Here is a 12,539-nt window from a genome sequence, read left to right on the forward strand (position 1 = left end):
GTTAAGGCCTTGGTTAACCAATTCCGGAATTCCGGAAGGTCGGAGGTTCGAATCCTCCATGGCTCACCACTTAAAATGATAAAAATGTTAAGGTTATACATCATACATAAAATAAAGTACATGAACAAACAAGGTCGCTATGATTGTAGTCAACCTTGTTTATTTGCATTTTGTACTCTTTTTTAACATAATAGATACAAAAATTATAAAACATGTTATAATTACTATTTGAGAAAAATAAAAGTGAAGGCTTTATATAGATATTTTAGATGTAAATAATTATGGACTTCAAAAGGATGAGGTAGCGTGAGAACTTCTAGAATTCCAGGTTTTTATAATATGACAGTTGAAGAGCGCAGAGCATTAGTGGCAAAAATGTATGGTCTTTCTGGGGAAGAAAAGAATGATTTATTTTCTGCGGAACCGCTGCCAGTCGGTACTGCGGATAAAATGATAGAAAATGTTGTGGGTTCCTTTCCCCTTCCTCTCGGATTAGGGTTGAATTTTTTAATTAATGGGAAGGAATATGCGATCCCAATGGCTATTGAAGAACCTTCTGTTGTTGCCTCTGCAAGTTATATTGCAAAAATTGTTAGGGAAGCTGGGGGCTTTACGACAGAGGCTACAGATAGATTGATGATTGGCCAGATTCAAGTTGTAGGGTGTCCTGATATTTATGCTGCAAAGGACGCTATCTTGAAAGAAAAACAAGCTTTGATTGAAGATGCAAATGCTGCCTACCCAAGTATGGTTGCAAGAGGTGGCGGAGCAGAAGATTTAGAAGTTCGTATTCTAAATGAAGAATCCGGATCCGCCTTTAGCCAAATGCTTGTCTTACATTTATATGTGAATACATGCGACGCAATGGGTGCGAATATAATAAACACAATGGTAGAATCATTAGCTCCAATTGTGGAACAGCTAACAGATGGGAAAGTTTATTTACGTATTCTTTCCAATTATGCTGACCGTTGTTTAGCCCGTGCACGTTGTGTGATTCCTCCTGAATTATTAGCAGATGAAAACTATACTGGTGAAGAAGTTCGCGATGGAGTTGTACATGCATATGAGTTTGCTGCCTCTGATCCATATCGAGCAGTGACGCATAATAAAGGTATAATGAATGGAATAGATCCAGTTGTTATTGCTACAGGGAACGACTGGCGCGCAGTTGAAGCTGGCGCACATGCATATGCAGTCCGTCATGGTTCATACGGTTCCATGACAACATGGTATGTGGATCATGAGGGGAATTTGGTCGGCGAATTAGAATTGCCTATGTCCGTTGGTACTGTTGGCGGTTCGATAAACGTCCACCCAATTTCGAAATTAGCGCATAAAATTTTAGGCGTGGAATCGGCGCAAGAACTTGCTCAAATTATTGTATCGGTTGGATTGGCACAAAATCTTGGGGCATTAAAAGCATTAGTAACTGATGGGATCCAAAAAGGGCATATGGCACTACATTCTCGTTCTGTTGCAATTGCAGCAGGGGCTACTGGGGAGATGATCGATATTATTGCTGAGAAATTAGTCGATGTAAAAGAAATTCGTGTCGGAAAAGCAAAAGAATTGGTGGAAGAGTATATAAAATGAGTGCAGAAAAGGCAACAACTTCAGAACAAATAGCTATCGGCATAGCTCATAGTAAATTAATATTAATTGGCGAACATGCAGTTGTCCATGGGCAGCCTGCAATTGCAATTCCTTTTCCATTAGTTGGTGTGGAATCCGTTGTTGAATATGTCCCTGGTTCTGTAAAAATTGACAGTTCGTTTTATCATGGTCCAATTGATTCAGCCCCAGAATCACTAGAAGGCATTGTCAATTGTATTAAAAGCACCTTAAAGTATCTTAATATGCCCTGTGAGGATTTATTAGTTCAAATACAATCATCGATACCCCCTGGTAAGGGCCTTGGTTCCAGTGCATCCGTTGCAGTCGCGGTGGTTAGATCCTTGTTTGCTTATGCTAACGTATCCTATACAGAAGAAGAGTTACTCTATTTCGCAAATATTTCTGAGACCTATGCACATGGAGCACCAAGTGGCATTGATTCATTAACTATCATGTCACAATCACCAGTGTGGTATGAGAAAGATCGCTCCATCGAATTTATCAATCTTAGCGACGATTTTCACTTTATTGTAGCTGACTCCGGAAGAGTAGGAGATACACGTTTAGCAGTTGAATCCGTAACAGAGCTGCTTAAAGCTGCTCCTAAAATCATTCAGTCCAAACTGGATCGCATCGGGGAATTAACACACCAGGCAAAGCATGCTTTGGAAAAGGCTGGTAAACAAATATTGGGCAAGATGTTAGACGAGGCACAAAAAGAATTAGAGGCGCTCGGTGTAAGTGATGCGGGATTAAACAAATTGATCTACTTTGCCCGTCAAGAAGGAGCTTTAGGTGCAAAACTTACTGGCGGAGGAAATGGTGGTTGTATTATTGCACTAGCAAAAAATGAAGTGCATTCAAGACAGCTTTCTGAAAAGTTAAGACGATTTGGTGCACATGCTGTGTGGCCATTTGTTTTACGGAAAAAGGATCAATCATAAATACCTTTGATTCAGGGAGAAGAAAAGGAGATATATCTATCATGAAGGCGACAGCTAAAGCACATACGAATATTGCCTTAATCAAATATTGGGGAAAACGGGATGAGTCATTCATATTGCCAACGAATAATAGCTTATCTCTAACATTGGATGGTTTTAGTACAACTACTTCTGTTGAATTTCGGGAAGATTTATCAGAGGATATATTTACTTTAGATGATAAGCGTATTACAGGGGTAGAGTACGATCGTGTTCGAAGCTTTCTGGATTTAATTAGGAATTTAAGTGATAAAACGCTATACGCTGATGTTCATTCGATTAATGATGTGCCAACGGCTGCAGGTTTTGCCTCTTCTGCTTCTGGTTTTGCTGCTCTTGCAGGAGCTGCAACCCGGGCAATGGGATTGCAACTAAGCGATTATGAACTTTCACGGATAACAAGACAAGGTTCTGGCTCAGCTTGCCGTTCGATTTATGGCGGATTTGCTGAGTGGCAGCAAGGCGTAAAAACAGATGGATCTGACTCATATGCTGTCCCAGTAGCTCCCGTTGAACATTGGGATATTCGGGTTGCTGCGGTTGTTTTGTCGGCTGATATGAAGAAGGTTTCAAGCCGGGAAGGTATGAGAAGAACGGTAGATACCTCTGCATTTTTTCAGAGCTGGGTTGATAGTATTCCTAATGATTTAGAACAGATAAAGCAAGGGATTCAGGAACGTGATTTTGAAAAGGTAGGTCAGATAGCAGAAGCAAACTGTCTAAGAATGCATGCAACAACGCTTGGGGCAAATCCGCCATTTACGTATTGGGCCGATACAACAATGACTGTCATGCAGGCTGTGCAAAGCTTGCGAGAAGGTGGCATTTCGGCTTATTTTACGATTGATGCCGGACCAAATGTAAAAGTGCTTTATTTACCGGAAAATGAAGAAAAAATTAAAACAGCACTAATGCATGTACCTGGTGTAACAGATGTTATTCTAAGTCGTGCGGGTCAGGGAATATCCTATAAATAGGGGTTGAAACGCTTTGTCCAAGACATCATTGACCATAAAGGTTCCTGGTAAACTAATGATCGCTGGTGAGTTTGCTGTACTTGAGCCTCACCATAAGTTAGTCGTCATGGCGGTTAACCGCTTTGTATATGCCACAATTGAGGAAAGCCATGAAAACTTCTTAACCTTAGAGAATTTTAATCTTAATCATATTACTTGGGACTATGAAAATAGTAATATTAACGTTCATGCAAACGATGATCGTATCCGTTTTGCGAAAGATGCGATGACTATTGCTTTAAATTTTTTAGAAGAAAATAGTATTACTACGGGAGGTTTCTCGTTAAAAGTAAAAAGTGAACTTGATGACATATCTGGAGTGAAATATGGCTTAGGTTCAAGTGCTGCTGTAGTCACTTCGATCATTGCTGCGATATTGAAAAAATATTTACCAAACCCATCCGCATCTCTCATTTTCAAGCTTGCGGCTATTTCGCATGTAAAAACGCAAGGTAATGGATCTGGTGCTGATGTTGCGGCCTCATCCTATGGTGGAATGCTAAAGTACGCCTCCTTTCAAGCTGAGTGGTTAAAGGAGATGTATAGGAATGCTAACTCTTTAATGGAATTACTAGAAGAAAATTGGTCTTATCTATCCGTTCATCCAGTTAGTCTACCTGAAAATGTACATATTTGTATAGGGTGGACAGGTAATCCAGCCTCTACTGCTAAGCTAGTTGATAAAGTTTTAAAGCTTAAACAAAATAATACATCTCAATTTGGGCAGTTTCTTGATGATAGTGCGAAAGCTGTTACTCATTTTTATCAAGGGATGCAACAAAACGATATAGATCTTCTATTAAGTGGAGTAAAGAAAAACAGACAGGCTTTATCTACTGTAGGAAATAATGCTAACGTCGATATAGAAACTCCATTATTAGGTAAACTATGTGATTTAGCTGAACAGTTCGGTGGTGCTGGTAAACCATCAGGAGCTGGTGGCGGTGATTGTGGTATTGCATTTATGCCGTCAAAGGAAAAAGCAAAAGATCTGTTCCGTGCATGGGAAGCGGCGGGGATTAAACCGCTGGATATTGAACTATACGGTACTGGAGCTTCGACAATTTCATCATCTTATCACTGATAATAAAGCAGGATGACTCATGGGGTGATCCTGCTTTTAAATCTAGAAGTTTGTATAATTATGCATTTTTGTGCTTGGTTGAGTCATTGATCTGTTTTTGGATAAAATGAAAAGCAGAGGGAGGGACTGTCATGAATGAAAATATTTCAATTATCGGTGTCCCAATGGATTTAGGCCAATGTCGGCGAGGTGTTGATATGGGACCAAGCGCAATTAGATATGCAGGTGTTATTGAAAGACTCGAGCAATTAAAATACGATATTGATGATTTAGGTGACATCTCGATTTCGCGCCCCGACAGGAAACAAAGGGAACAAAAAAATAAGCTGCGAAATTTACCACAGGTGGCAGAAGCAAATGAAGAACTGGGAAAAATGGTTGATGAAGAAATAAAGAAACAGCGCTTTCCTTTAATTTTAGGTGGCGATCATAGTATAGCGATCGGAAGTCTGGCTGGGATTTCTAAACACTATGAAAATTTAGGAGTTATTTGGTATGATGCACATGGTGATTTGAATTCTGATAAGACGTCACCATCGGGCAACATTCATGGAATGCCATTAGCTGCTAATCTAGGTGTTGGTATCGAAAGATTGACACATATTTTAGGGTACTCACCTAAGATTAAGCCAGAGAATGTCGTAATAATTGGTGCGCGCTGTCTGGACCCGGGTGAGAAGGATTATATTCGTGACCTGGGAATAAAAGTATATACGATGCATGAAATTGATTTAATGGGGCTGCCAAAAGTAATGGCGGAGACAATTGATTATTTGGAAGCGCGTACAGATGGATTGCATCTTAGCCTTGATTTAGATGGTTTGGATCCGTCAGAAGCCCCAGGTGTAGGAACGCCAGTTATTGGCGGACTTACCTATCGTGAAAGCCATTTAGCAATGGAGATGCTTGCTGAATCAAATCTTTTAACATCAGCGGAATTTGTTGAAGTTAATCCAATTCTGGATGATAAAAATAAAACGGCATCAGTAGCTGTCGGGTTAATAGGATCTTTATTCGGCGAAAAATTAAAATAGAAAAGTAAAAAAGACATTAAGTTTCTTTATCTAATGTGAAATTTAATGTCTTTTTTATTTATTTATGCATATTTCATTTTGATATTCATTTATTAAATCATCCAACCTCATGCTGATCTTCACAACGATGTCAGAAGTTAGAGGATGAATATTGCTAAGTGATATCATTTCTTCCCGACAATGTTCAATTTCCTTTAATAATCCAGAATTTTTTCTCATTCATATAAACCTCCATTCCAATAATCTATAATATAAAATCCCACAGCTAAATGCAAGTTAAACTTTGTTACAAATTTTGTGATTTCAATGCCAGGGGGGTTACACTAACAAATCAAAGAAATGAAAATATTTATGGACTAACATGAAATGTGGTATAATATATACTGTTAGACGTCTTTAAATAGATTTTTATAGAAATTCACGTGTAAAAGGGTGTGGGAACATGCTTGATGGGGGATTTGATCTTTTAGATGTAGTAAGAATAGGCGTAGATATAGCTCTCGTCTGGTATGTTTTATATAAATTATTAATGTGGATTCGTGGTACGAAAGCGATACAGCTCCTGAAAGGGATTATCATTGTACTGGCTGTAAGAATGTTTAGTATTGTGTTTGACTTACAAACAATACAATGGATTACATATCAAGCAATTTTATGGGGTTTTCTCGTCATCATTATACTATTCCAGCCTGAATTAAGACGAGCATTAGAACAATTAGGAAGGGGAAGCCTTTTCTCAAGAAGTACAAAATCAGAGGAAGAAATTTTGGCAAAAACAATCGATTCACTTATTGAATCGTGCAATTATATGGCAAAACGTCGTATTGGTGCACTCATTACAATCGAAAGGGAAACTGGGATGGGAGAATATGCAGAAACAGGTATTCCGATAAACGGAAAGCTAACCCATCAGTTATTAACGAATATATTTACACCGAATACACCGTTGCATGATGGAGCTGTTATTCTAAGCGGCGAAGAAATAGTCGCAGCTGCTTGTTACCTGCCATTATCAGAAAACCCCTTTATATCGAAAGAATTGGGTACGCGACATAGAGCTGCAATGGGAGTTAGTGAAGTTACTGACGCAATTACAATTGTTGTTTCAGAAGAGACAGGAAATATAACATGTACAAGAAATGGTGAAATGCATAGAGATTTTAATCAAAGCGATTTACGAGCATTTTTGCAAGAAAATTTAACTTTAAACTTAAAAACCCCTGAAACAAAAACAAGGAATTGGAGGGGGAAGAAGAATGGATAAGTGGTTTAAAAGTAAATGGTTTGTACGTGTGCTCTCTTTGGCATTTGCGATTATGCTTTATGTTTTTGTTAATGTAGAAGCGAATACCACACAGTCTGATTCAAGATTTACTCCCAGTTCAAATGACGAAACGGAAACCGTAGAAGATGTTCCAGTAGATATACGTATCGACGATGAACGCTATGTTGTAAGTGGAGTTCCTGAACATGTATCCGTTTCTTTGGAAGGGATAAACAGTATATTGACACCAACTGTCAGGCAGCGAAACTTTAATGTTTTTGTAGACCTTGAGGGCCTAGGTGAGGGTAAACATACGGTAGAAATTGAGCATGAAAATATACCTAAAGGTCTCTCTGCTTATATTGAGCCCAAAACAGTTGATGTAACGATTGAAGAGCGAGAGACGAAAGAATTTAGTGTTTTTGCGGAGTTTATGAATAAAGAACAACTCCCAGAAGGATATGAGCTTGGCGAACCAGAAGTAGATCCTGGCCAAGTAACCATAACAAGTTCAAAAAGTGTAATTGATCAAATAGCGATGGTTAAAGTGTATATCGATGTTGCAGATGTAACAGAACCCATTAATAAGCGAGAGATTCCTATCAATGTGTATGATAGCCAGGGAAATACACTAAATGTGCATGTAGAGCCAGAAAATATCCTTGTTTCTGTGGATGTGCATAATCCAAGTAAGACTGTATCTATTGATGTTCCAACAAAGGGAAAGCTGCCAGATGATTATGAGCTTGTTTCTCTATCACCTAATAAAGAGGAAGTAACGATATACGGAACAAATGATGTGTTAGCTGAAATTGATAATATATCTACGGAGGATATTGACTTATCAGAAATAAATAAATCAGAGACGATTAATACAAATCTAAAAGTTCCAGAAGGTGCAAGAATAGATGATGATAAGATAAAGGTTAAGGTTAACATTGAAGAAACGAAAGAGGAAGAAGCTGATTCAGCAAGCACTAAAGACGATGAAGATACGAAAAAAAAAAACAGATAAACAAGAGTCTGAATCAAAGTCTAAATCAAAGTCTGAATCAGAAATTGAATCAAAAAACCTGAAAGAATCAAATGAATCAACAGAGTCATCGGGCTCATCAGATGAAGAAGAAAAAACGGATGAACTTAAATCTTCAGATAAAACTTTAGAGAATATACCTATTGAAATTCTAAACCAAGATGATGAACAAGAAATAGTTTTCGTTGATCCAAGCAATGCAGTGGTGGATATCACTGTAGAAGGCGATGAAAAGGAAATAAAAGAATTAAAAGAAGAAGATTTCAGTGCTTTTATAGATGTGGATGGTTTAGAAGAAGGAGAGCATGAAATTCCGATAACCATTGAAGGGTCAAGTGATATTCATGCAAGCAGTAGTTTAAAAGATGTCACGATCGAAGTCAATTCTTTAGCAAATGAATAGAATAACACCAGTAAATATACATGTAAGTATGTAAAAACGGCATTTAAATTAATGATATTGTTCTCCCTGCATCTTTTAAGGGGGTAAAGGAGAGGTACAACATGGGAATATATTTTGGAACAGACGGTGTAAGAGGGGTTGCCAATGGTGAATTAACACCAGAATTGGCATTTAGACTCGGGAGATTTGGCGGATATGTTTTAACAAAAGAAATTAAGAGCCCAAAAATCCTTATAGGCCGTGATACACGAATTTCAGGCTATATGCTCGAGGGTGCCCTCATTGCAGGTCTATTATCAATCGGCGCGGAGGTAATGCGTTTAGGTGTTGTGTCAACACCAGGAGTTGCTTATCTTACGAAGGCAAATAGCGCAGAGGCTGGAATCATGATATCAGCTTCTCATAATCCTGTCGAAGATAATGGGATTAAATTTTTCGGCCCCGATGGTTTTAAATTAACCAGTGACCAAGAAGAAGAAATCGAGCGTTTAATGGAGGGCGAGGATAACTTACCGCGTCCTATAGGAGCAGATATAGGGGTCGTAAACGATTATTTTGAAAGCGGGCAAAAATATCTTTCTTTTCTAAAAGAAACGATTGATAATGATTTTGAAGGTATGCAAATTGCTATAGACTGTGCACATGGTGCAACATCTAGTTTAGCAACCCATCTGTTCGCAGATTTGGAGGCGGATATTTATTCCATTGGTTCCTCTCCAAACGGACTAAATATCAATGATGGAGTAGGATCCACACATCCGGAAAAGCTTCAGGAGTTTGTTAAAGAAAAAAAGGCTGATATCGGGCTTGCCTTTGATGGAGATGGTGATCGATTAATTGCTGTAGATGAGAACGGCAGCATTGTCGATGGTGACAAGATCATGTTTATTTGTGCAAAATATATGAATGAAAAAGGTTTTTTGCGTCATAATACCGTTGTATCAACTGTTATGAGTAACCTAGGCTTTTATAAAGCACTTGAAGAGAATGGAATGCGTAGTGATAAAACGGATGTTGGTGATCGTTATGTGATGGAGGAAATGCGGCGAGGCGGCTATAATTTAGGCGGAGAACAATCAGGACATATTATTTTCCTTGATTATAATACTACAGGGGATGGAATGTTATCAGCGATTCAGCTGTTGAATGTGTTGAAGGAAACAGGAAAGCCCCTATCAGAGCTTGCTAATGAAATGACTATTTTCCCACAAGTATTAAAAAACGTAAGAGTCATCGATAAGCAAAAAGCATTAATTAATCCAACCATTCTAGAGACAATTCAGGAAGTTGAAACAGAAATGGGAGAAGAGGGACGTGTCCTTGTTCGACATCGGGTACCGAACCACTTGTTCGAGTAATGGTAGAAGCCCCGACAGAGGAAGCCTGTGAAAAATATGCGAATCGAGTTGTAACGGTCATTGAAGAATTACTGGGAATGAATAATTAATTGTAAAGCTGCAATCTCTAAAAGGGAAAGCAGCTTTTTCTATCCTATTTGAGGGAGGCATAATGATGATAAATATATTAGTTGTGGATGATGATCCGCATATACGTGAATTATTACGCTTTTACTTGCAAAAGGAACACTATCAACCAATTGAAGCAGTGGACGGTCAAGATGCTCTGAAACGTCTCGAAGAAAACCAAATCCATTTAGCAATTGTGGACATTATGATGCCTAATATAGACGGATATCAATTGTGTAAAGAAATTCGTGCATATTATGATATTCCCGTTCTTATGCTTACAGCGAAAGGAGAAATTATAGATAAGGAAAAAGCCTTTTTAGCAGGTACGGACGATTACCTTGTGAAGCCATTTGAACCAAAGGAAGTTTTATTCCGGATCAAGGCACTACTTCGTCGTTTTCAGATGATTAATGAAGAGAAAATCCATGTGGGTGAAATAACGATTAATCGCAAGAATTATGAAGTCGCTATTGGTGACAAAACAATTATTTTACCTTTGAAAGAATTTGAACTTCTGGCACAATTAGCTAGTTATCCAGATCGTATTTTCTCTCGTGAACAGTTAATTGACTTCGTTTGGGGGAATGACTTTATTGGTAATGACCGAACGGTTGACGTACATATTAAACGTCTCAGAGAGCGATTTTCTCCCGAGCAGAGCAAATTCTCTATCCAGACGGTACGCGGATTGGGGTACAAGTTGGAGGAAGTTAAGGAATAGGTACCACCTCACCTATCAGATTAAGTTCGGAGGTCAGTATCATGCGAACACTTTATGTCAGAATTATTGTTACAACAATGGCCATCATGATAGCAAGTTCGATTATTGCCTTTGCAGTGACCAATATCTATTATCAGCATTACCTAAAACCGGAGAATGATCGTAAAATTACTAAAATAGCTCAAAATATTGTGTATGTATTGGAAAAGAATGATAATCGGGACATTTCAACTTTTTTTGCTTCGATGACAAATTTAGGTTATCAGTTTTATGTTATTGACCAAAATGGCAATGAGCAGTTTTATGGTAAACCTTTTCGGAAAAATAATCTAAAAGCGAAGTACATCGATCATGTTTTAGAAGGAAACGTATATCATGGTATTGCACAATTTCCATGGAAACCTTTTGTTACTGGCTTTTTTGATAATGAACTAAAAAATACAGTGGGTGTACCGGTTACTCTGGATAATGAACGACAGGCGTTATTTGTACGTCCAAATACATCCCAGCAGTTTGGAGAAATGCGTGTCTTTCTAGCAGTGTTATTATTATTTGCTTTATTATTCAGCTTTTTATTAGTATTAATAAGTACACGTTTTATTGTTAATCCGATAAAGAAACTTACAGAAGCAACAAAAAAAATAGCAGCTGGGAATTATCATTTAAAATTGAATGTTCATCGCCGTGATGAGATTGGCCGACTTGCTAATAATTTCTCCATCATGAGCAATAGTTTGGAAAAAACAGAAGAAAAGAGACAAGAGTTTGTTTCCGGTGTCTCTCATGAAATTCAATCTCCACTTGCGTCAATTCAAGGATTTGCACAAACATTAAGAAATGAAAATTTATCTGAGCAAGAAAGAATACATTATTTAACAATCATCGAAAAAGAGAGTAAACGATTATCCGCTTTAAGTAAACAGCTGCTAACCCTTTCGTTTTTAGATAGTGAGATGGAGAGCAGTGAAAAAATTGCATTTGATTTAGCGGCGCAGTTGAAGGAAGTTGTGTATTCCACAGAGTGGCAATGGCGAGAGAAAGGTATTGCCTTTGAAATGAACCTCAATCCATGTGAGGCAGTAGGGGACCCGAGGCTCTTACAGCAAGTTTGGATGAATTTAATTACAAATGCGATTCGCTACACGGACAAGGGAGGAGAAGTAATAGTAACGGCAAATTGTGAAAAATCTGGCGTTTACGTTACTGTTAAAGATAACGGAATAGGGATTGCAGAGGAAGATATAACCCAGATTTTTGACCGTTTTTATAAAGTTGATAAGGCGCGTACACGTACGAAGAATAGTACAGGCCTAGGGCTAGCGATCGTAAAGAAAATTATCAGTCTACATGGTGGATCGATTATGGTGGATAGTGAACCTGGAACAGGCTCAGCCTTTCATGTTTATTTGCCAAAATCACAAATATCCGAATAAGTCCTATTTGAATATAAATATGGAGGAAACATGATGAGAGAACTTATTAAACTGATGGCAAATAGAATGAATGATATTCATGATATTTTAGTAGATACGTTTGGTGTACATATGACCGATAAGGAGCTCCACTTTTGGGTTATAGGAATTATAGGGATCATTACCTATTTTATTGTTTACTTTTGTTTTAAAATTATAGAAAAGATGCAGTGGAGTATAACGATACTATCCTTTATTTATACATTTACTGTTATGGTTGTTTTGGTGTTTGCAATAGAGCTACAGCAGGCAATCACCAACCGCGGCAATATGGAATTTGCTGATGCTGTGATGGGTCTATGGGGTTATTTGGTATTTTTTTTGGTATATATCGTTGCAGCATTTATTATCTATACAATTGTTAAACTTTTTAAGGGAAAAAAATAATATCTTAGCTTTTGATTATTTTCCATTTATTAACCGGTATTCCAATCCCTTTTTAT

Annotated in this window: 12 protein-coding genes and 1 pseudogene; 12 read left to right on the forward strand and 1 reads right to left on the reverse strand. The window is 37.9% G+C overall.

What is annotated here, in order from left to right; genetic code table 11:
* Window positions 1–306 precede the first annotated feature (306 nt).
* The 5 genes from GZ63_RS0110870 (at window position 307) to rocF (ending at window position 5,734) form a co-directional block, all read left to right on the forward strand.
* Entirely contained in the window at window positions 307–1,596 is a 1,290-nt protein-coding gene (locus GZ63_RS0110870) for a hydroxymethylglutaryl-CoA reductase, degradative (protein WP_029269470.1), read from the forward strand.
* Window positions 1,593–2,561, forward strand: coding sequence for a mevalonate kinase (gene mvk, locus GZ63_RS0110875; protein WP_029269472.1), 969 nt, complete (start codon window positions 1,593–1,595; stop codon window positions 2,559–2,561). The genes GZ63_RS0110870 and mvk overlap by 4 nt, the downstream gene beginning before the upstream one ends.
* A 41-nt stretch (window positions 2,562–2,602) precedes the next feature.
* A complete protein-coding gene (mvaD, locus tag GZ63_RS0110880; protein WP_029269474.1) occupies window positions 2,603–3,577 on the forward strand; it encodes a diphosphomevalonate decarboxylase in 975 nt (324 codons plus the stop codon).
* Window positions 3,578–3,590: 13 nt separating this feature from the next.
* Window positions 3,591–4,700: a phosphomevalonate kinase gene (locus tag GZ63_RS0110885; protein WP_029269476.1), complete on the forward strand. Its 1,110-nt coding sequence runs from the start codon at window positions 3,591–3,593 to the stop codon at window positions 4,698–4,700.
* 131 nt (window positions 4,701–4,831) lie between these two features.
* A complete protein-coding gene (gene rocF, locus GZ63_RS0110890) occupies window positions 4,832–5,734 on the forward strand; it encodes an arginase (RefSeq protein WP_029269478.1) in 903 nt (300 codons plus the stop codon).
* A gap of 54 nt (window positions 5,735–5,788) precedes the next feature.
* Here the strand turns inward: rocF and GZ63_RS17450 are convergent, their stop codons facing one another.
* The gene (locus tag GZ63_RS17450) at window positions 5,789–5,953 is read right to left on the reverse strand and encodes an aspartyl-phosphate phosphatase Spo0E family protein (protein WP_084179223.1); all 165 of its coding nucleotides are present in this window, start codon (window positions 5,951–5,953) and stop codon (window positions 5,789–5,791) included.
* Between the two features lie 223 nt (window positions 5,954–6,176).
* Between GZ63_RS17450 and cdaA the strand changes: the two genes are divergently transcribed.
* From cdaA to GZ63_RS0110930, 7 genes and pseudogenes are all read left to right on the forward strand, one after another.
* Window positions 6,177–6,998, forward strand: coding sequence for a diadenylate cyclase CdaA (gene cdaA, locus GZ63_RS0110900; RefSeq protein WP_029269480.1), 822 nt, complete (start codon window positions 6,177–6,179; stop codon window positions 6,996–6,998).
* Entirely contained in the window at window positions 6,991–8,013 is a 1,023-nt protein-coding gene (locus GZ63_RS0110905) for a CdaR family protein (RefSeq protein WP_051681470.1), read from the forward strand. The genes cdaA and GZ63_RS0110905 overlap by 8 nt, the downstream gene beginning before the upstream one ends.
* Window positions 7,985–8,434: a CdaR family protein gene (locus tag GZ63_RS0110910; RefSeq protein ID WP_029269484.1), complete on the forward strand. Its 450-nt coding sequence runs from the start codon at window positions 7,985–7,987 to the stop codon at window positions 8,432–8,434. Before GZ63_RS0110905 ends, GZ63_RS0110910 begins: the two co-directional genes overlap by 29 nt.
* A gap of 101 nt (window positions 8,435–8,535) precedes the next feature.
* Window positions 8,536–9,881: pseudogene (gene glmM, locus GZ63_RS16690) on the forward strand (phosphoglucosamine mutase).
* A 65-nt stretch (window positions 9,882–9,946) separates the two neighbouring features.
* Complete coding sequence (locus GZ63_RS0110920) at window positions 9,947–10,624, forward strand: response regulator transcription factor (protein ID WP_029269486.1); 678 nt, start codon at window positions 9,947–9,949, stop codon at window positions 10,622–10,624.
* A 41-nt stretch (window positions 10,625–10,665) separates the two neighbouring features.
* The gene (locus tag GZ63_RS0110925; RefSeq protein WP_029269488.1) at window positions 10,666–12,057 is read left to right on the forward strand and encodes a HAMP domain-containing sensor histidine kinase; all 1,392 of its coding nucleotides are present in this window, start codon (window positions 10,666–10,668) and stop codon (window positions 12,055–12,057) included.
* A 33-nt stretch (window positions 12,058–12,090) separates the two neighbouring features.
* Window positions 12,091–12,483 carry a hypothetical protein gene (locus GZ63_RS0110930; RefSeq protein ID WP_029269490.1) on the forward strand — a complete coding sequence of 131 codons (393 nt, stop codon included), beginning with the start codon at window positions 12,091–12,093 and terminating at the stop codon, window positions 12,481–12,483.
* The last annotated feature ends 56 nt before the right edge of the window (window positions 12,484–12,539 follow it).

Origin of the sequence: Virgibacillus alimentarius, from assembly GCF_000709085.1 — a bacterium.
Lineage (GTDB): Bacteria > Bacillota > Bacilli > Bacillales > Amphibacillaceae > Virgibacillus_B > Virgibacillus_B alimentarius.

Bases quoted from the DNA above. Each gene is read 5' to 3' on its own strand.
- mvk (WP_029269472.1), top strand. From the start codon at position 1,593: ATGAGTGCAGAAAAGGCAACAACTTCAGAACAAATAGCTATCGGCATA.
- mvaD (WP_029269474.1), top strand. From the start codon at position 2,603: ATGAAGGCGACAGCTAAAGCACATACGAATATTGCCTTAATCAAATAT.
- rocF (WP_029269478.1), top strand. From the start codon at position 4,832: ATGAATGAAAATATTTCAATTATCGGTGTCCCAATGGATTTAGGCCAA.
- GZ63_RS17450 (WP_084179223.1), bottom strand. From the start codon at position 5,953: ATGAGAAAAAATTCTGGATTATTAAAGGAAATTGAACATTGTCGGGAA.
- cdaA (WP_029269480.1), top strand. From the start codon at position 6,177: ATGCTTGATGGGGGATTTGATCTTTTAGATGTAGTAAGAATAGGCGTA.
- GZ63_RS0110905 (WP_051681470.1), top strand. From the start codon at position 6,991: ATGGATAAGTGGTTTAAAAGTAAATGGTTTGTACGTGTGCTCTCTTTG.
- GZ63_RS0110910 (WP_029269484.1), top strand. From the start codon at position 7,985: ATGAAGATACGAAAAAAAAAAACAGATAAACAAGAGTCTGAATCAAAG.
- GZ63_RS0110920 (WP_029269486.1), top strand. From the start codon at position 9,947: ATGATAAATATATTAGTTGTGGATGATGATCCGCATATACGTGAATTA.
- GZ63_RS0110925 (WP_029269488.1), top strand. From the start codon at position 10,666: ATGCGAACACTTTATGTCAGAATTATTGTTACAACAATGGCCATCATG.
- GZ63_RS0110930 (WP_029269490.1), top strand. From the start codon at position 12,091: ATGAGAGAACTTATTAAACTGATGGCAAATAGAATGAATGATATTCAT.